General features: G+C 69.4%; 19 protein-coding genes. 15 read left to right on the top strand and 4 right to left on the bottom strand.

What is annotated here, in order from left to right; translation table 11 throughout:
• Positions 1-117: 117 nt before the first annotated feature.
• From pyrH to MX571_RS08155, 5 genes are all read left to right on the top strand, one after another.
• The gene (pyrH, locus tag MX571_RS08175; protein WP_247415332.1) at positions 118-798 is read left to right on the top strand and encodes a UMP kinase; all 681 of its coding nucleotides are present in this window, start codon (positions 118-120) and stop codon (positions 796-798) included.
• Between the two features lie 53 nt (positions 799-851).
• Positions 852-2498, top strand: a complete 1647-nt coding sequence (gene lysS / locus MX571_RS08170; RefSeq protein WP_282594601.1) for a lysine--tRNA ligase — start codon at positions 852-854, stop codon at positions 2496-2498.
• 170 nt (positions 2499-2668) lie between these two features.
• On the top strand, positions 2669-4462 hold the full coding sequence (locus tag MX571_RS08165; RefSeq protein ID WP_247415331.1) for a site-2 protease family protein: 1794 nt from the start codon (positions 2669-2671) through the stop codon (positions 4460-4462).
• Positions 4463-4521: 59 nt separating this feature from the next.
• Positions 4522-5376, top strand: a complete 855-nt coding sequence (locus MX571_RS08160) for a formate/nitrite transporter family protein (RefSeq protein ID WP_247415330.1) — start codon at positions 4522-4524, stop codon at positions 5374-5376.
• A 116-nt stretch (positions 5377-5492) separates the two neighbouring features.
• Positions 5493-7220, top strand: a complete 1728-nt coding sequence (locus MX571_RS08155) for a heme-binding protein (RefSeq protein WP_247415329.1) — start codon at positions 5493-5495, stop codon at positions 7218-7220.
• 41 nt (positions 7221-7261) lie between these two features.
• Here MX571_RS08155 and MX571_RS08150 read toward each other — a convergent pair whose 3' ends face one another.
• Positions 7262-8023 carry an SDR family NAD(P)-dependent oxidoreductase gene (locus MX571_RS08150; protein ID WP_247415328.1) on the bottom strand — a complete coding sequence of 254 codons (762 nt, stop codon included), beginning with the start codon at positions 8021-8023 and terminating at the stop codon, positions 7262-7264.
• Positions 8024-8147: 124 nt separating this feature from the next.
• On the opposite strand from MX571_RS08150, the gene thiE reads away from it, so the two are divergent.
• Genes thiE through thiD form a run of 3 tightly spaced genes read left to right on the top strand, consistent with a single transcriptional unit; the run spans position 8148 to position 10533 of the window.
• Positions 8148-8792, top strand: a complete 645-nt coding sequence (gene thiE, locus MX571_RS08145; RefSeq protein WP_247415327.1) for a thiamine phosphate synthase — start codon at positions 8148-8150, stop codon at positions 8790-8792.
• Positions 8789-9655 carry a hydroxyethylthiazole kinase gene (gene thiM / locus MX571_RS08140; RefSeq protein ID WP_247415324.1) on the top strand — a complete coding sequence of 289 codons (867 nt, stop codon included), beginning with the start codon at positions 8789-8791 and terminating at the stop codon, positions 9653-9655. The genes thiE and thiM overlap by 4 nt, the downstream gene beginning before the upstream one ends.
• Positions 9652-10533 carry a bifunctional hydroxymethylpyrimidine kinase/phosphomethylpyrimidine kinase gene (gene thiD / locus MX571_RS08135; protein WP_247415322.1) on the top strand — a complete coding sequence of 294 codons (882 nt, stop codon included), beginning with the start codon at positions 9652-9654 and terminating at the stop codon, positions 10531-10533. The genes thiM and thiD overlap by 4 nt, the downstream gene beginning before the upstream one ends.
• A 9-nt stretch (positions 10534-10542) precedes the next feature.
• Here thiD and MX571_RS22680 read toward each other — a convergent pair whose 3' ends face one another.
• The gene (locus MX571_RS22680; protein ID WP_368409001.1) at positions 10543-11169 is read right to left on the bottom strand and encodes an HVO_2922 family protein; all 627 of its coding nucleotides are present in this window, start codon (positions 11167-11169) and stop codon (positions 10543-10545) included.
• Between the two features lie 90 nt (positions 11170-11259).
• Here MX571_RS22680 and MX571_RS08125 point away from each other — a divergent pair, with 90 nt between their 5' ends.
• The 3 genes from MX571_RS08125 to MX571_RS08115 all read left to right on the top strand — a co-directional run bounded on the left by MX571_RS08125 (position 11260) and on the right by MX571_RS08115 (position 13563).
• Complete coding sequence (locus MX571_RS08125; RefSeq protein WP_247415320.1) at positions 11260-11580, top strand: transcription factor S; 321 nt, start codon at positions 11260-11262, stop codon at positions 11578-11580.
• 103 nt (positions 11581-11683) lie between these two features.
• The gene (locus MX571_RS08120; RefSeq protein WP_247415319.1) at positions 11684-12010 is read left to right on the top strand and encodes a DUF7130 family rubredoxin-like protein; all 327 of its coding nucleotides are present in this window, start codon (positions 11684-11686) and stop codon (positions 12008-12010) included.
• 149 nt (positions 12011-12159) lie between these two features.
• Positions 12160-13563, top strand: a complete 1404-nt coding sequence (locus MX571_RS08115; RefSeq protein ID WP_247415317.1) for a cytochrome P450 — start codon at positions 12160-12162, stop codon at positions 13561-13563.
• Positions 13564-13665: 102 nt separating this feature from the next.
• Here the strand turns inward: MX571_RS08115 and MX571_RS08110 are convergent, their stop codons facing one another.
• Both MX571_RS08110 and MX571_RS08105 read right to left on the bottom strand, forming a co-directional pair.
• Positions 13666-14535 (bottom strand): ZIP family metal transporter, encoded by an 870-nt coding sequence (locus MX571_RS08110; RefSeq protein ID WP_247415315.1) that lies wholly within the window; start codon positions 14533-14535, stop codon positions 13666-13668.
• Positions 14536-14581: 46 nt separating this feature from the next.
• Positions 14582-15280, bottom strand: a complete 699-nt coding sequence (locus MX571_RS08105) for an SDR family NAD(P)-dependent oxidoreductase (RefSeq protein WP_247415313.1) — start codon at positions 15278-15280, stop codon at positions 14582-14584.
• 154 nt (positions 15281-15434) lie between these two features.
• Between MX571_RS08105 and crtID the strand changes: the two genes are divergently transcribed.
• From crtID to MX571_RS08085, 4 genes are all read left to right on the top strand, one after another.
• Positions 15435-16958: a bifunctional phytoene desaturase/3,4-desaturase gene (gene crtID, locus MX571_RS08100; protein ID WP_247415311.1), complete on the top strand. Its 1524-nt coding sequence runs from the start codon at positions 15435-15437 to the stop codon at positions 16956-16958.
• Positions 16958-17833 carry a prenyltransferase gene (locus tag MX571_RS08095; protein ID WP_247415309.1) on the top strand — a complete coding sequence of 292 codons (876 nt, stop codon included), beginning with the start codon at positions 16958-16960 and terminating at the stop codon, positions 17831-17833. Before crtID ends, MX571_RS08095 begins: the two co-directional genes overlap by 1 nt.
• A complete protein-coding gene (gene cruF / locus MX571_RS08090; RefSeq protein ID WP_247415307.1) occupies positions 17830-18687 on the top strand; it encodes a bisanhydrobacterioruberin hydratase in 858 nt (285 codons plus the stop codon). Before MX571_RS08095 ends, cruF begins: the two co-directional genes overlap by 4 nt.
• 106 nt (positions 18688-18793) lie before the next feature.
• A complete protein-coding gene (locus MX571_RS08085) occupies positions 18794-19279 on the top strand; it encodes a CBS domain-containing protein (RefSeq protein ID WP_247415306.1) in 486 nt (161 codons plus the stop codon).
• The last annotated feature ends 7 nt before the right edge of the window (positions 19280-19286 follow it).

The following is a 19286-nucleotide window of genomic DNA, read 5'->3' as shown; positions in this document are numbered from 1 at the left end:
GGCTCCCTTCGGTCGCCGTTCGCCTCTGCGCGGCGCTCGTTCGCTCGCTACACTCGCTCACTCATGCCGCGCACTCCTTGACAACTCTTAAACGCCGCACAGAGCTACCCGCAGTCAATGAGAGCAGTGGTTTCTGTCGGCGGAAGCGTCCTCGCGCCGGGACTCGACAGTGGGCGGGTCGCGGCGTACGCGGACGTCATCGAATCGCTCCTCGACGACGGCGTCGAACTCGGCGTCGTCGTCGGCGGTGGCGGGGTCGCACGCGACTACATCGTGACCGCGCGAGAACTCGGCGCAAACGAGATGGCGCTCGACCAGGTCGGCATCGGCGTCACGCGCCTGAACGCACGCCTCCTCATCGCCGCACTGGGCGAGAAGGCCGCCCCGACACCGCCCGAGGGGTACGAGGACGCCGCCGTCGCCTTCCACCGGGGCGACGTGCCCGTCCTCGGCGGGATGATTCCGGGACAGACCACCGACGCCGTCAGCGCGGCGCTCGCGGAGACCGTCGGCGCGGACCTGCTCGTGTTCGCGACGAGCGTCGACGGCGTCTACACGGCCGACCCGAGCGAGAACCCCGACGCGGAGAAGTACGACCAGATAGCGACCGAGGAACTCGTGGACATCATCGGCGACATCGAGATGACCGCGGGGTCGAACGCGCCCATCGACCTGCTCGGCGCGAAGATAGTCCAGCGCTCCGGGACCCGCACGCTCGTCCTCGACGGCGAGGACCCCGAGCGTGTCTACCGCGCCATCGCCGACGGCGACCACGAGGGGACGGAGGTCGTGCCGTGAGTTCCGATGCGGACGAGACGCCGGACTCCGGCGACGCGTTCGACGCCGACCCGCTGTCGGCCGACGAGGGGGAAGAAGACGAGTCGAGCGAGGGTCACCGCGTGTTCTGGGCCGACGCCATCGCGGACGAGATAGAGGCCCGAGACCCCGACGACCCCATCATCGTCAAGGGCGGCGTCTCGCCCTCGGGCGTCCCTCACATCGGCCACCTCAACGAGATCATGCGCGGCTACTTCGTCGCGGAGGCGTTGCGGGACCGTGGCCACGAGGTCCGGCAGGTGTTCACCTCCGACGACAGGGACCCACTGCGCAAGGTGCCGCGCACGCTCTCGACGCTCGACTGGGACATCGTCGGTCTCGGCGACACCGAGAACCCCGGCGCACTGGGGAAGAACCTCGGCCACCCGCTGACGAGCGTCCCCGACCCGTTCGGCTGCTGTGACTCCTTCGGTGCGCACCAGACGAAACTGCTCGAACAGATGGCGGAGGCGATGGGCGTCCCCATCGAAGTGCGGTCGAACACCGACCTGTACGAGGAGGGCGCGTTCGACGAAGTCGTCGGCGAAGTGCTCGCGAAGGCCGACACCGTCCGCGACGTGCTCTCGGAGTACCAGGACAAGGTCGACGAGGAGTACGTCCCGTTCAACCCCGTCTGCGCCGAGTGCGGGAAGATAACCGAGGACGTGACGGGCGTCGACCTCGACGCTCGGACGGTCGACTACCGCTGTTCGGACATCGAGGCGGGCAACCGCACCATCGAGGGCTGTGGCCACGAGGGGACGGCGACGTTCCGCGAGGGCAAACTCCCGTGGCGGCTGGAGTGGCCCGCCCAGTGGCGCGTCCTCGGCGTCGACTTCGAACCGTTCGGCAAGGACCACGCCGAGGGGTCGTGGCCCTCCAGCGAGCGCGTCGTCCGCGAGGTGTTCGACGCCGAACCGCCCGTCCCGATGGTGTACGAGTGGTTCACCTACAACGGCGAGGCGCTCTCCTCGTCGTCGGGCCACGTCATCACCGTCGACGACGTGCTCTCGATGCTCGAGGTCGAGGTGTTCCGCTACTTCTTCACCAAACAGCCGAAGCGCGCCCGCGACTTCGACGTCTCCCGGCTGGACCAGCTAGTCGACGAGTTCGACCGGTTCGAGGGCGGCTACTTCGGCGACGTGAGCGTCGAGGAGCGCGACCGGGCGCTCGCACAGCGGGCGTACCCCATGTGCGTACGCGAAGTCCGGGAGGGCGTCGAGCGCATCCCGTACACCTTCGCGGCCGTCCTCGGGATGACCGACGACGACGACCTGCGCGAGACGATGGCCCGACGGAGCGGTCACCTCGCCGACGACGCGGAGCCGTGGGCCGTCGACGACGCTCTCGCCCGCGTCGAGAAGGCCCGAACCTGGGCCGTGGAGACGGACAACGAGTACAACTACCGCCTCGCCGAGGACCTGCCCGACGTGGAGGTCTCCGAGAACGAGGCCGCCGCGCTCGACGCGCTCGCGGCGTTCATCGAGGCGGACGGTCGAGACGACGAGGCCGTCCAGGAACGGGTGTACGAGAGCGCCCGCGACAACGACGTCGAGGTGGGCGACTTCTTCACGCTCGGCTACCGTCTCTTCCTGAACGAGGAACAGGGACCGCGACTCGGTCCGTTCCTCGCCGCCCTCGACCGGACGTTCGTGGTCGAGCGGCTTCGTCGGGAAGCGTAAGTTCGTAACGGACCGTTCTCTGAATCGAGTCGCGACGTTCTCGCTGGAGTTGTGACCTCGAAAGCGTCCGGGGGCTTTCGAGGAGTCGCCGGTCGGGACTCCAGTACGTATGGGTTCGTCTCCAGCCCGAGGGACAAGCCTCATAGCCACCTCTCTCTTCGGATACGATAATGGTCGACACGTTGTGGCTGGTGCTGGCGGGCATCGCCATCTACACCCTCCTCGTGATGGCCGCTTCCGCCCGCGGCCTCCTCCCCGAGTCCGTGCGCGTCTCCGGCCCCATCACGACGATCCACACGATGCGCGGTAAGATTTTCCTCGATAAACTCTCTCGCCCGAAACGACTCTGGCGGGCGTGGGGGAACTTCGGTATCGGTCTCGTCCTCGTCGTCATGTTCGGCGTCTTCTTCGCCGTCCTGCTGTCGGCGTACACCGCGCTCACGAACCCGACGCCGAGCGCGGTCACCGAACCGCAGAACGTCCTCGTCATCCCCGGCGTCAACGAGTTCCTCCCGCTGTCGGTCGCCCCGGAGATCATCCTCGGCCTGCTGGTCGGTCTCGTGGTCCACGAGGGGGGCCACGGCCTGTTCTGTCGAGTCGGAGACATAAACATCTCCTCGATGGGCGTCGCGTTGCTCGCGTTCATCCCCGTCGGCGCGTTCGTCGAACCCGACGAGGACGACCGGGCGCGGGCCGACCGGGGCGACCAGACCCGGATGTTCGCGGCGGGCGTGACGAACAACTTCGCGGTGACGGTCGTCGCCTTCGCGTTGCTGTTCGGTCCCGTCATCGGCGCCATCGGGGTCGCACCGGGTGCGGCCGTCGGCGACGTGGTGCCGAACTCGCCCGCCGCGAACGCGGGTATCGGGACCGGTGACCGCATCGTCGGCGTCGCCGGACAGGACGTCTCGGACGAGGGCGACCTCCAGCAGGCGCTCTCGGACACGCCCGACAGCGCCATCACCGTCACCGTCGACAACGGCTCCGGCGAGCGGCAGGTGGAGGTCCAGCGCGAACTCATCCTCACGCGGACCACGCCGAGCGTCGTCGGCGACCTGAACACGAGCGGCGACCCGCCGCGCATCCAGTCGGTCGACGGGCAGTCCGTCGGGTCGAGCGCCCAGTTCTACGACGGGTTCCGGGATAGCCCGGTAGCGACCGTCCAGACCGACAGGGGAAGCTTCGACGTGGTCGGCGGCGCGTACATCGCCGGTCTCAGCGACGACGGCGCACTGGCGACGGCGCTCGAAGACGCGGACCTGCCGACGGACGCGACGGACCACTCCATCGTCCTCACGCGATTCGCGGGAGAGCGCGTCGTCACCACCGAGGAGTTCCAGCGGGTGCGCGAGGACACCAGTCCCGGCGACACCGTCGACGTGACGGTGTACGTCGACGGCCAACCGCACGACCTGCGGGTGACGCTGCAGGAGGACCCGAACAGCGACGCGGGCCTCATCGGCGCGTCCGTCCCGCCGGGCACCGGTGGTATCGCCGTCGACGACTTCGGCGTCTACCCCTACCCCGCCCAGCAGTACCTCAACATCCTCGGGGCGACGGGCGGCGACCTCGCGACGTTCTTCGCGCGCATCGGCGCGGCGCTGTTCCTGCCGCTGGCCGGTGCGGTCGGCCAACTGCCGTACAACTTCGCGGGGTTCGTCGCGCCCTACACGAACTTCTTCGTCGTGGAGGGGCCGCTGTCGGCGCTCGGCGGCGGCACGTTCCTGCTCGCGAACGTCCTGTTCTGGATCGGGTGGATCAACGTCAACCTCGCGTTCTTCAACTGCATCCCGGCGTTCCCGCTCGACGGTGGGCACATCCTGCGGACCTCGACGGAGGCGGTGGTGTCGCGGCTGCCGGTCCCCGGCGGGAGGCGGCTCACGAACACCATCACGACGGCAGTGAGCGTCGTGATGCTCGCCAGCGTCGTCCTGATGGTGTTCGGGCCGCAGTTGCTGACCTGAGTTCTGCGGGCACAACAGGTATCGCCGGGACGGTCGTAGGTCCGGGTCACCCCCACGACATGAACGACATGAACGACCCGTCCATCGACACGCAACGGGACTACACCACCATCCTCGAACAGCAGGTCGAGGAGGGGTTGATGGCGCTCCGGCGGCCGATGAGCGGGCAGTTCATCTCGGGGCTCTCCTGCGGACTCGACCTCGGTATCGGGATGTTCATGCTGTACGCGGTCCACACCGCCGTCTCCGGCTACTGGGACGAGCCGACGATGAAGCTGGTCACGTCGAGCGTCTACACGTTCGGGTTCATCTTCGTCATCCTCGGTCGCCTCGAACTGTTCACCGAACACACCACGCTCGCGGTGTTGCCCGTGCTGACCGACCGGGCGTCGCTCCGGGAACTCGGCATCCTCTGGGGGGTCGTCCTCGTGACGAACCTCGTCGGCGGAGCCCTGTTCTCCGTCGTCGCCGTCTACGCTGGCCCCGCACTCGACGTGATCGAACTCAGCGCCTTCAGGGAGATCGGCGACACGTTCATCACACTGACACCGCTGGCGACGTTCACGGGCGCGGTGTTCGCGGGGTGGCTGATGGGACTGCTGTCGTGGATCCTCACGTCCGCACAGGACACCATCAGCCGACTGTTCACCATCTTCATCGTCACGTTCACCATCGGGTTCGCCCACCTGCCTCACAGCGTCGCGGGCAACATCGAGGTGTTGACCGGGTTGCTCGCCGGCGCGGAGTACACGCTGGCCGACTACGCCGTCTTCGAGACGCTGACCATCCTCGGGAACGTCGTGGGCGGCGTCGTCTTCGTCGCGCTGTTCATGTACGGTCACACGGTCAGGACCGCTGAGGAGCAGAACGTGGAAATCACGCCGAACACCGAGGACTCGCCGACCGAGAACTGAGCGACCGCGCGACCGACCGAACGGCCGCCCGACTCACCGTTCGAACCGACGACAGTCGGGCGACACCGTCGGCCCGGACTCACAAACCCCTTGTCAGGCCGCTTCCTAGCTCGCGTATGCCAGAACCACCACGGACCGACGAGGGCTGGTACGTGCTCCACGACTTCAGACGGGTCAACTGGGCCGCCTGGCGCGCCGCTCCGGAGGAAAAGCGCCAGCGCGCGCTGGAGGAGGGTATCGACTACCTCACCGAACACGCCGACCACGACGGCGAGGGGTGGACGGCCGTCTTCTCCGTCCTCGGCCACAAGGCCGACTTCATGGTCCTCCACCTCCGGCCGACGACCCGCGAACTCGACACGCTCGAACGCGGCTTCCAGCAGACGACGCTCGCCGACTACGCCACCCAGAGTTCGTCCTACGTGTCGGTGACGGAGGCCTCCGGCTACTCCGAGTCCGCGCGGGACTACTTCGAGGACGGCGACATCGAGGACGAGGGGCTGAAGCGCTACATCGAGTCGCGCATCTACCCGGACCTCCCCGACGCCGACCACGTCTGTTTCTACCCGATGGACAAGCGCCGGGACCCCGAGTACAACTGGTACGACCTGCCGTTCGACGAGCGGGCCGACCTCATGGCGGGCCACGGCGACATCGGCCGGGGCTACGCGGGGAAGGTGAGTCAGATCATCTCCGGCAGTCTCGGCCTCGACGACTACGAGTGGGGCGTGACGCTGTTCGCCGACGACCCCACCGACATCAAGGACCTGCTGTACGAGATGCGCTTCGACCCCTCCTCCTCGAAGTACGCCGACTTCGGCGAGTTCTACTTCGGCCGTCGGTTCCCCGCCAGCGACCTGCCCGCCCTCCTCGCGGGCGAGGAGATTCCCACCGAGACGGGCGACGATGGCGACGAGGGGGTCGAGGACGGTCTGCGCGAGGACGTCGAAGCGCTCGGTGTCGATATCGACGCGCCCGAGGACGCCCACGCGGTACTGGTCCGCTCCGACGCCGACGCGGACGACGTCGAGGAGGCGGTCGACGGCCTGCGCGGGAACTTCGAGCACTACGACAGCCACCTCGGCACGACCGTCGAGTCGACCGACGAGGGGACGGTCGTCGTGAGCGTCTGGGAGACCGGCAGCGCCGCCGACACCGCCAGCGGCTTCCTCGCCGACCTGCCCGGCGTCACGAGCACCGAGACCGGTCCGCTCGGAGGCGGGGCGAGCGCGACGACGCGAACGGAACAGGCAGCGGAGGAGGACGACATCCGCGGCGAACTCGCCAACCTCGACATCTACGCCGGCAAACCCCACGGCGAGGACGTCTACGCAATCGTCCTCTACTCGGAGGCCGACGGCGAGACGCTCACCGAGGAGGTCGACGACCTCTCGGACGGGTTCGACCGCTACGACACCCACGTCCGGACCTCGGTGTACGAGGGGCAGGCGACCGACCGCTACGCCGTCGTGAGCATCTGGGAGACGTCGAGCGCCGCGGACACCGCCGCCGGGTTCCTCGCCGACCTCCCCGGTATCGTCGCTCGCGCGGGCGAGGAGAGCGGCTTCGGCACGATGGGGATGTTCTACACCGTCAAACCCGAGCACCGCGAGGAGTTCGTCGACAAGTTCCAGACCGTCGGTGGCCTGCTCGACGACATGGAGGGCCACGACGAGACGGACCTGATGGTGAACCTCGCCGACGAGAACGACATGTTCATCGCCAGCCAGTGGCGCGCCCGCGAGGACGCCATGGAGTTCTTCCGCTCGGACGCGTTCCGCAACACCGTCCAGTGGGGTCGCGACATCCTCACCGACCGACCCCGACACGTCTTCCTCGCCTGAGCACGTCGCTCACCGTCCCCTGTCTCGTCGTCAGGGCACGCTCACCTCGCCGGGACGAACCGTTCTGTTCCCTTCCGTGCGAGAGAGGGGATTCGCTGGGTGAGAGCTAACCCGATTCTCGTCTGCCAGTCGGCGTAGATTTCCGGCCCGGTCGACTCGATACGGTCGGCCAGCTTTCGACCCACCTCGGCCGGGTCGTTCAGCGCGAACGACGGGTAGTCGAGTTCGGCGGCCGACCGCGTGTTCGTCAGCGGCGGATACATCGACGTCACCGAGACGCCAGTGCCGTGCAGTTCCATCCGGAGCGAGCGAGTGAGCGCCTCGATAGCGCCCTTCGTCGATGCGTACCCCGAGAGACCGGGATGTCCGACGAGGGCGACGCCGGAACTCACGTTGTGGACGATGCCTCTCCCCCGGGCCAGCATATGCGGCAGGACGGCGCGAATCGTCCGGGTGTAGCCGAAGTAGTTCACCTCGAACTCGCGTCTGGTCGCGTCGATGGACTGCTCCTCGAACGCTCCGAACTCGAAGATCGCGGCGTTGTTGACGAGGACGTCGATGCGCCCCCACTCGTCGATGACCGCGTCGATGGCTCGCTCGACGTCGTCGTCCGCGGTCACGTCGCAGTCGTAGTAGCGCGCCGACTCGGGATACTGCTCCTCCAGTCGTCGGAACCCCTCGCTCGCCACGTCGAGTCCGGCGACCCGGTAGCCGTCGTCCAGCAGTGCGCTCGACAGGTGGTAGCCGATACCCTCGTTCGCACCCGTGACGACCACGACCCGCCCCCACCCAGCGTTGCTCATGACGCCCTCTAGAGGTGGTTCGAGGACTTCAGGCTGCTGACGGTGTGCCACTCGGCCAGCCAGCGACCGGCACCTGCGGCCGGTAGTCGTTTGCGTGGCGAGCCACAACTGGCGACTACAACCAATGAATCACCAGTTCCGGACGTACCTCGTCACGGGCGCAGCGCGCTCGGGGGCGCGCTCGACGGTCGACGTGGTACAGGCGGCCATCGACGGCGGCGTCGACGCGGTGCAGTTGCGGGAGAAGGGAGCGACGGCACGCGAGCGGTACCACCTCGGTCGCGAACTGCGAGCGACGACGCGCGATGCGGGCGTCCCGCTCGTCGTCAACGACCGGATCGACCTCGCCCGCGCCGTCGACGCCGACGGCGTCCACCTCGGAGACGACGACCTGCCGGTGCGCGTCGCCCGCGAGCAACTGGGCGAGGACGCCATCGTCGGGCGGTCCGTCTCGACCGTCGAGGGGGCACGAGACGCCGAAGCGGCCGGCGCGGACTACCTCGGCGTCGGCGCGGTGTTCCGCACCGACTCGAAGGACGTGAGCGACGAGCAGTCCGAGGTCGGTCTCGACCGGGTTCGAGCCATCCGCGAGGCGACGGCCCTGCCGTTCGTCGGCATCGGCGGTATCACCGTCGCGAACGCCGAGTCCGTCGCCGCGGCAGGGGCCGACGGCGTCGCCGTCATCTCCGCCATCACGGCCGCTGACGACCCGCGGCGGGCGACCGAGCAGTTGGGCGAGGCGGTCGCCGCGGGGAGGGCCGGGCGGTGAGTAGCTCCGCACCCTCGGGCGTCACCGTGGACGTCCCGGACGCGCTCGCGGCCGTCGCCGACGCGACGCCGCTCGTGAACGCGCTCACCAACGAGGTGACGGTCAACGCCGTGGCGAACGTCATCCTCCACTGGGGCGGCCTCCCGGTGATGTCGGACGACGAACGCGAGGTGGCGGACATGGTCGCCGGGGCGCAGGCGTGCCTGCTCAACATGGGCACCGTCAGCGAGACGGGCGAGGCCGCGATGCTGGCGGCGGGGCACGCGGCGAACGACCACGGCGTCCCCGTCGTCGTCGACCCGGTCGGTGTCGGTGCGACCCCGACGCGCTCGCGGGTCGCGGCTCGACTCGTCACCGATCTGGACGCCGCCGTCGTCAAGGGCAACTACGGCGAGGTGAGCGCGCTCGCGGCCGACGTCGCCGACCACGACGGGAGCGCGGGCGAGGTCCGGGGCGTCGAGTCGGTCGGGGAGTACGCCGACATCGCAGAGACGGCCGTCGCACTGGCCCGCGAGACGGGAGCCGTGGTCGTCGCTTCGGGCGAGGTGGACGTGGTGGCGACGGGCGACGACGCCCACGAGGTCCACGCGGGCGACCCGGCGATGGGAACCGTCGTCGGCACCGGCTGTATGCTCGGCGGGACGCTCGCCGCGTTCGCCGGGAGCGACCTGGACACCCACCGTGCGGCGCTCGCGGGGACCGTCGCGTTCGGACTCGCCGGCGAGGCGGCCGCCGCGGAGGAGTTCGGCGAGTACCACGGCCCCGCGAGCTACGAGACGGCGTTCCGCGACGCGGTGGCGGGACTGGCCGGCACCGAGCCCGAGACTGGCGAGGAGCGCGTCGAGCGGGTGGTCGGCCGATGAGCGACGACGGTGGCGGCTCCGAGCACGGCGTAGACGGTGGCGAGAAGGGAGCCGAACCGACGCCGGAACGCCCGCCGTACGCGCTGACGATAGCGTCCAGCGACTCGGGGGGCGGCGCGGGCATCCAGGCCGACCTGAAGACGATGACCCGACTCGGCGTCTACGGCGGGTCGGTCTGCGTCGCGCTGACCGCCCAGAACAGCCACAGCGTCGACTCGGTCCACACGCTCCCGACCGAGGAGGTGCGCGCGCAGTTCGAGGCGGTCACCGAGGACTTCGACGTCCGCGCGGTGAAGGTCGGGATGCTCGCCACGGAGTCCATCGTGCGGACGGTGACCGAGCTGCTCGACGACTTCGACGGACAGGTCGTCGTCGACCCGGTGATGGTCTCCTCGGCGGGCGACACGCTGCTGGACCCGGCGGCCGTCGACGCCTACGACGCGCTGTTCGAGCGGGCGACGCTCGTCACGCCGAACGCGGACGAGGCGGAGGCGGTGACCGGCGTCCGCCCCGACTCGGCCGCGAGCGTCCGCGACGCGGCCGCCGGGTTCCGCGAGCGCGGAGCCGACGCGACGCTCCTGAAGGGCGGGCACGTCGACACCGACGATACCGTCAGGGACACCCTCGTCACGGGCGACGACGAGGCCGTGTTCGAGAGCGACCGCGTCGCCACCGACTCGACCCACGGGTCGGGCTGTACGCTCGCCAGCGCCATCGCGGCTCGACTCGCCCACGGCGACGACCTGCAGGCGGCCGTCGAACGCGGCCTCGCGTTCACGCACGCCACCATCGCCAGCCCCGCCGACGTGGGCGAGCGCGGGAGCGTCAACCACCTCGTCGACGCCGAGGGCGCGCTCCCGGGTATCGACGTGGGGTGACCGGGAGCGCTAGAGGCGTTCGACGGCCGCGCCGGGCGCGTTGCGCTTGACGCTCCGCAGGCCGTTCTCCGCGCCAGCCCAGGTCGAGTAGCCCTCGCCGGAGTCGGCGATGACGTTCCCGTTGTCGTGGACGAGTCGCCAGCGGAACTGCCCGGCGCGGTCCTCGTACACCTCGAAGTTGGCCTTCGTCTCGTCGGACGGCGAGCCGGTGGGTGCGGGACCGGGCGTCTCCTCGGCGGCGTCTCCGCCGTCGCCGGTGGAGTCGCTCGCGTCGGCAGAATCACTCGCGTCGGTGGCGTCGGTGGTGTCGGTGGCGTCGGTGGCGTCGGTAGAGTTGCCAGCGTCGCTGGCGTCACTGGGTTCTGCTTCGCTGGCCGACGGACCGGACTCGTCGCCGTCCTCGTCCGTCTCGACCACGTTCGTCGGGTCCTCTGGCGAGGTGCTGGCTTCCGCGACGTCGGTCCCGGCCTCGCCTGCGCCCCCTCCGGACCGTCGCACGGTGAGTCGGAGTTCGCCCGCCACGCCGGGGCCGACCAGTTCCGTCACCGCGTCCTCGACGGCCGACGTTCCGAGCGACAGGTCCGCCTCGTCCACGTCGACGGTCAGGTGCGCCGTCACGCGCGTCTCGTCTGTCATAGCTCCACTACGCTCTCCGCGAGGAAAGGTTCACGCCCGAGACGAGAGCGCTCCCGGTCACTTTTCCACCGCCGGCGCGTACCGGAGGCCATGCAGTTCTGCGACGACTGCGGCTCGCTGATGCACGCCGATGGGGGCGAGATGGTCTGCTCGTCGTGTGGTGCCCGCGTCGTGAAGGACGAGGCGGAGGCGGCGAAGTACGTCTCCACCGAGTCACAGACGTTCGACGACGTCATCGAGACGACCGAGGACGCCGCCGACGAGGGGAAACCAACCGCCGAGGAGACCTGCGACCAGTGTGGCAACGACCGGGCGTGGTACACCATCAAGCAGACCGGGAGCGCCGACGAACCGCCGACGCGCTTCTTCAAGTGCACCGAGTGTGGCCACCGGTGGCGCGGCTACAGCTGAACCGCCGAGAGCGTCGGCCTGGAGACCGTCTTCGGGAGACGAGCGCGTCCCCCCAGTGCACGCAGGCCTCGGGGTCAAGCGAGGGGAACACCGACCACCGGACATGACCCCAGAGCAGTCAGCCGAGGACGAACAGGTACCCATCGAGACGGGCGTGACCGTCTACAACGACTCGGGCGAGGAACTCGGCGTCATCGTGGAACTGACGGGCCGCGGATTCGAGGTCTCGACGGACCAGGACGAGTGGGACTCGGAGGTCGCCGACGCCGAGGAGACCGAGCAGGAACACGAACCCGGACACGAGTTCGGCGAGGGCTACATCATGTGGCGCTGTGACGACTGTGGCGAGATGGGGAAACTCGACGACGGGTTCCCCGACCGGTGTCCCGACTGTGGCTCCGAGGCGGTCTACAAGTGGAAGGAGGACTGACCGACCGGACGAGCGCGCGTCGCGGGGCGTATCCGCTCCTCCCCTGCGTTCTCCCTCGTCGAAGAGGTGGGTGTCCTGTCCGTCCCCAGTCGGGCTGACCCACAGTTGTAGAGCCAACTGTTATCAAATCGGGCGACGAGGAGGTGGCAATGAGCCGAGGAGACCCGCCAGAACCCGACGGTCTGCCGGTTCTCGGGAACACCCTCCAGTACCTCCGCGACCCCGGCGGGTTCTACGAGACCTGCGCCGAGTACGGCGACGTGGTCCGGGCGCAGGTGGGCCGCGACGAGCGCTACGTCGTCTCGCACCCTGACCTGGTCGAGCAGGTGCTCGTCTCCGAGGACGCGACTTACCGCACGCCCGACCTGCTCTCCGAACGGACCGTGGGACTGTTCGGTGACGGGCCGCGGACGGCGGGCGTCGACCGCTGGCGACGACTGCAGAACGTCGTGGAGACGACGTTCACCGCCGACCGGGTCGCCGCGTACGCCGACACGACGGTCCGTCACGCCGAGACGATGGCGGCGCTGTGGGACGACGGCGAGACGGTCCCCGTCGACGAAGCGATGCGCGAACTGACGCTGGACGTCCTCGTCGACGCCCTGTTCGGGGCGGACGCGGACCACCAGCAGCGACGCTCCGAACTGGAGAACGGAGGCGACCGGGGCGAGCGTGTGAGCGAGCGCCTGGGCGACAGCGAGCGCATCCGCGAAGCGGTTCACGCGTTCGACGAGGCGCTGGAGGCGCTGTCGGCGACCCCGCTCGTCCCGAACTGGGTGCCGACGCGGACGAACCGCCGCTACCGGCAGGCCCTGTCGGCGTTCGACGACGTGGTGGCGGACCTCGTCGCCAGGCGACACGAGGAACGTGTCGAGGACCGACACGACGTGCTCTCGGTGCTGTTGCACACCGACGACTCGGACGTCGACCTCGACGAGTCGGCCATCCGCGACCAGCTGGTCAGGCTCCTCGTCGCCGGGCACGAGACGACGGCGGCCGCGCTGACGTTCACGGCGTACGCGCTGGCCACGCACCCCGGCGTCGCCGACCGACTGCAGGCGGAGGTCGACGCCGTCCTCGGGACGGAGTCGGCGACGGCCGCTGACCTGCCGGACCTCGGCTACACCGAGCGCGTCGTCCGGGAGTCGCTCAGGCGGTATCCACCCCAGTACGCGACGGTCCGCAGGGCCGCCGAGGAGACCGAGCTCGCCGGCTACCGCGTTCCCCCGGACGCGACGGTCGTCCTCCCCCAGTGGGTCGTCCACAACGACCCGCGCTGGTTCACCGCGCCGAAGACGTTCCGGCCGGAGCGCTGGGCGACGTGGGACGGTCCGGCGTTCGCGTACTTCCCGTTCGGCGGCGGCACCCGCGACTACGTCGGGCAGCGGTTCGCGATGCAGGAACTGACGCTCGTCGTCGCGACGATGGCCCAGCAGGTGTCGTTCGAACCGGCGAGCGGCGACCCGCTAGCACTCGCGTTCGGGACGACGCTCCGCCCGAGAGACGGGCTGGACCTCGTCGTCCGCGAACGGGTGGCGACGCCGAGGAACTGAGCGGCGGTGGAGCCGAGCGGCGGTCGACCCGAACCGCGGTGAGCCTGGGCGGAACTCGGATACCGCCGCGACACGAGACCGAGCCGAGAGCCAGTGACGCGTTCAGAACCCGCCTTCGAGGAGCGTCCAGGCGACGAACACCACCAGCGCGCCGACCGTCGTCGAGACGACGGCGTGCGTCCGCAACTGGTCGAGCAGCGCGTGGTCGTGTTCGGTGATGCCCGCGACCTCCGACACCTCGCTGCCGACCTCACAGCGCGGCAGGAAGTCCAGCGCGACGTGGAGGAAGATGCCAGCGGCGAAGCCGAAGACGGCCGCGTTGACGGCGTCCACGCTCGGGAGGCCGACGTACGCCGACGGAATCGCCGCGATGCCGACGCCCGCGGCGGGGAGGAGAATCACCCACGGCGAGCGACCCGAGCGGACGAGTCGCCGGGCGGCGGCGTAGCCCGCGGGTCCCTTGTGCGAGACGATCGCGAGGCCGAGGAGGAGGCCGACGCCCGGCATCGACCCGTAGATGAGTCCGATGATGAGGCCCGCCGACAGCGCGTGGGCCGATAGCTGGGCCGCCGTGCTGTCGAACGGGAGGTCCAGGTGCGAGAGGCGGTGACCGAGCGTGTGGCCGCCGAAGCCGACGACGACGCCCGCGGCGATGCCGAACCCGCCGAGTTTCGGGTGCAGACCGATGGCCTGCGGGACGAGGAACGCCGCGGCGCTGGTGAGCATCGCGCCGCTGGCGAGGCCGTACCCCCAGACGAGTCGACGTGCGCCCACCGACCCCTCCGACGCGACGCCGAGGGGGATGGCTAGCGCCATCGCCGCGAACGCGACCCACGCGACGACCAGCACCTTCCAGAGGTCCGCGGTCACCGCGAGCGCCGACACCCCGACCAGCAGGGCGACGGCGAGCACGCCCACCCACGACGGTCGACCGAGCCCCGACCTGCTACCGAACGTCTCTGTCGTACCCATTCGTTACTAATTCTAATGTCGTAGTTAATAAATCCTCGGAGACGGCTCAGCGTGTCGCACCCCTCCACGCTCGCAGGTCGAGGACCTGCCCGTCCAGTTCCTCGGCAGGCGCGTCGGTCGCTGCCCAGTGGAACTGGTCGGCGACGTCCGCGGGGTCACGGCCCGCGCCGCCGGTGAGTTCCGTCGCCACCTGCCCGGGGTCGACGACGCCGACGGTGACGTCGAGTTCGACCGCGAACTGGCGGACGAGCGCCTCCGCGAACGCCTTCGAGGCGGCGTAGGAGCCGAACCCCGGCGTCGCGTCGCGGGCGACGCTCCCCGACGGGACGAGGACACGCGCGTCGGCGGTCAGGTGCGGGAGCGACTCCTTCACCGTGGCGAACACGCCGCGGGCGTTCGTCTGGTAGTGCTGGTCGAACGCGCTGTAGGCGTCGTCGGCCAGCGGCGTGTCGCCGGGGTCGCCGTGGTACACCCCGGCGTTGGCGACGACGGTGTCGACGCCACCCGCCTCGCCCTCGCGGGCGGCCGTCTCCAGCAGGCGTTCGGCGTCGAACTCGTCGCGTACGTCCGAGCGGAGCGCCGTCGCGCTCCCGCCGCCCTCGCGGATGTCGGCGGCGACCGACTCGATGGCGTCGGCGTCGCGTGCGGAGACGACGACGTGTGCGCCCGCGTCGGCGAATCGACGAGCGACCGCTGCGCCGAGTCCGCGACTCGCGCCCGTGACGACCGCAGTGGTTCCGTCCATGGGCAGGTCAGAGGCGGCGGTCGCTTGGCCGTTACGTAACGGCGTCGGTAGGGTGAGTTCGCCGGAGAGTGGTGTGACTGCTCGCGGACGGAACCTGTGGTTCGACGACGGACCGAACAGTCCCTTTTAGGCGGTTCCGGGCGTCGATTCTCCAATGAGCGAACGAGACGCCCTCCGCGGCCGCGAGGTGGTCGTGGTCGGCGGCGGGTTCGGCGGACTGTCGGCGGCGTGCTTCCTCGCCCGCGACGGGGCCGACGTGACGCTGCTGGAGAAGAACGAGCAGGTCGGCGGCCGCGCCTCCCGCCTCGAAGCGGACGGGTTCACCTTCGACATGGGGCCGTCGTGGTACCTGATGCCGGACGTCTTCGAGCGGTTCTTCGGGCAGTTCGGCAAGACGCCGAGCGACTACTACGACCTGGAGCGACTCGACCCGCACTACCGCATCTTCTGGAAGGACGGCGACCGGATGGACGTCGTCCCGGACGTCGAGGCGATGGTCGAGACGTTCGACGAGTACGAGACGGGTGCGGGCGGCGCGCTCCTCGACTACCTCGACACGAGCCAGCTCCACTACGAGACGGCGATGGACGACTTCGTCTACACCGACCGGCCGCGCCTGCGCGACTGGGTGGACCCGGACGTCATGAAGGCCGCACCCATCGGCCTGAAACTCGTCGGGACGATGGACGACTACGTCGCCGACTACTTCGACAGCCCGAAGCTCCGCCAGTTGATGCAGTACACCCTCGTCTTCCTCGGGGGCGAACCGGCCAACACGCCCGCGCTCTACAACATCATGAGCCACGTCGACTTCAACATGGGCGTCTGGTACCCCCGGCGGCGCGACGACGACCCGCGCGACGGCGGCGGTATCGGCGTCGTCGTGGACGCCATCGTCGACCTGGCCGAGGAGCTGGGCGTCGAGTTCGTCACCGACAGCGAGGTGGTCGAGATAACGAAGCGCAGGTCCGGCCTCCACGTCGAGACGGTCGACGGCGACGTCTACCGACCCGACCGCGTGGTGAGCGACGCCGACTACGCCCACGTCGAGCGCGAACTGCTCCCCGAACACGAGCGCCAGTACGACGACGACTACTGGGAGCAGAAGACGTACTCGCCGTCGGCGTTCCTGCTCTACCTCGGCGTCGAGGGCGACATCGACCCGCTGGCCCACCACACGCTCGTCCTGCCGACCGACTGGGACCCGCACTTCGAGCGAATCTTCGACGACCCCGACTGGCCCGAGGACCCCGCGTACTACGTCTGTGCGCCGAGCGTGACCGACGACACCGTCGCCCCCGACGGGCACGCGAACCTGTTCGTCCTCGTCCCCGTCGCGCCGGGGCTGGACGACACGCCCGCCGTCCGCGAGGAGTACCGCGAGATGGTCCTCGACGACCTCTCGGAGAACACCGGCGTCGACCTGCGCGACCGCGTCGTCTTCGAGGAGCAGTTCTCCATCGCCGACTTCGCGGACCGCTACAACGCCTACGAAGGGAACGCGCTGGGCGGTATCGCCCACACGCTCCGCCAGACCGCGCTGCTCCGTCCGCGTCACCGCTCGAAGGCCCTCGACGGCCTCTACTTCGCCGGAGGCTACACCACGCCCGGCATCGGCGTCCCGATGTGCCTCATCAGCGGTGAGCATACGGCGACAGCGCTCGTAGAGGACGAGTGATGGAACTGGCCCCCGGCCTTCGCGACGTCCTCCCCCCGGAGGAGTCGCGCGTCGGCTACCTCCTGCGCCTGTCGCGGCCGCGGTTCTGGTTCTACCTCGCCGGACCCGTCGTCGTCGGCGTCACATACGCCGCGGCGACGCCCGCCGACCTGTTCGCGCCCGTCGCGCTGGCGCTGTTCGCGTACTTCCTGGTTCCCGCGAACGTGCTGCTCTACGGCGTCAACGACGTGTTCGACGCGGACGTCGACGCGTTCAACGAGAAGAAGGAGGGCCGCGAGGTCCGCTACGAGGGCGGGCGACTCGTCGTCGCCAGCGTCGTCGTCTGCGCGCTGCTCGCGCTCCCGTTCGCGTTCGTCCTGCCGACGGAGGCGCTCGTCGCCTTCCTCGCGTGGGGCCTGCTGTCGGTCGAGTACAGCGCCCCGCCGCTGCGGTTCAAGACAACACCGCTGCTCGACTCTGCGTCGAACGGCCTCTACGTCCTCCCCGCTGTGGTCGCGTTCGCCGCGCTCGCGGGCGAGTTCCCGCCGTGGGAAGCAGTGCTGGGAGGGTGGCTGTGGACGATGGGGATGCACACGTTCTCCGCCATCCCGGACATCGTCCCCGACAGGAGAGCGGGTATCCGGACGACGGCGACGGTGCTCGGCGAGCGCCGCACCTACGCCTACTGCGCGCTCTGCTGGCTGGCGGCGGCCGTCGCGTTCTGGTTCGTCCACCCGTTCTTCGCCGCGGTGCTCGGCGTCTACCCGCTGGTCGTCTTCGGCATCGCGTGGTCGGGCGTCGACGCGAGCGAGGCGTACTGGTGGTACCCCGCCATCAACACGCTCGTCGGGATGGCCATCACGCTCGCTGGGTTGTGGGTGCTTATCTATCCATGACCGAGGGCGCGACCGCGAACCGGGAGTGGACCCGCGACCGGGTCGAGGACCGGCTGGACCAGCTCGTCCGCGAGAACCGCTTCACCATCTCGGTGGTGTTCCCCGTCGTCGGTGCCGTCCTGCTCGTCGCCAGCGCGGAGGGCCTGCTCCCGCCGCCGTTCGGGTTCAACCCCTACCTCATCCTCGTCGGCGTCTGCGTGATGCGCCTGCCCCTCGTGGCGGGCGTCGCGCCGCTGGTCGACCGGAAGGCGACCGTCGCACTGCTCGCGCTGACCGCCTACGCATACGGTATCGAGTACCTCGGCGTGACGACGGGCCAGCCCTACGGCAGCTTCGAGTACACCATCGACCTGGGACCGATGCTGTTCGGCGTGATTCCCGTCGCCCTGCCGGTGTTCTTCTTCCCGCTGGTGCTCAACAGCTACCTCCTCTGCCTGCTGTTGCTCGGCGACCGGGCGAACCGCGCGCTGGTCCGCCTGCCCGTCGCCGTCGCGGCCGTCGTCGCGATGGACCTCGTCCTCGACCCGGCGGCCGTCTCGGTCCAGTTCTGGGCGTACGACCCGCCAGGGCCGTACTACGGCGTCCCCGTCTCGAACTACCTCGGCTGGGTCGTCTCGGCGGCCGTGTCGGTGCTCGCGTTCGACTGGGGGTTCTCGCGGGCGGGCCTCCTCCGTCGGGTCCGGGACTGCGAGTTCATGCTCGACGACCTGGTGAGCTTCGTCATCCTCTGGGGTGCGGTGAACCTGTTCTACGCGAACTGGGTCGCGGCGCTCGTCGCGGCCCTGTTCGGCCTGGGTCTGGTCCGGACCGACCGCTTCGACTTCGACGTGCGCGACTCGATTCCGACCCGGTGAGTCGAGTCACCCCGTACCACCCCTGCCCTTCGCGCCACCGTCGTGCTAGCTCTCGGTCCGTGAGACCCACCAGAAGGGATACCCGACGCCACGACCAACGGCGACCATGCTCACCGCACGCGACGTGATGACGCGAGACGTCGAGACGGTCGCACCGGACGACGACGTGGGCGACGTGCTTTCGAAACTGGCGAAGGCGGAGTTCAACGGGTTCCCGGTGCTCGACGGGGACGAACTGGTCGGCATCGTCACGCAGGGCGACCTCGTGCGCCTGTTCCAGACCGACGAACACGTCCTCTGGATTCCCATCGGTCTCCCGCCGTTCACCGAGACGGTGACCTACGCCGTCGACGTCTCGTGGGAGGACCTCGACCTCGGCGTCGACTTCGCCCGTAACGTCGACAAACCGATTCGCGAGGTGATGACGACGGACGTCGTCACCGTCGTGCCGGAGGACGACGTCGACCGCCTGCTCGACCTGCTCTCGGGAACGATAAACCGCCTGCCGGTGCTCGACGAGGGGACCCTGGTCGGTATCGTGACGCGGGAGGACGTCATCGGTGCACTGCGCGACGAGCGCCGCGGCGTCTGAGCGGCAG

The organism is Halomarina salina (assembly GCF_023074835.1).
Taxonomy (GTDB): domain Archaea; phylum Halobacteriota; class Halobacteria; order Halobacteriales; family Haloarculaceae; genus Halomarina; species Halomarina salina.
This window is presented reverse-complemented; position numbering and strand designations above follow the sequence as displayed.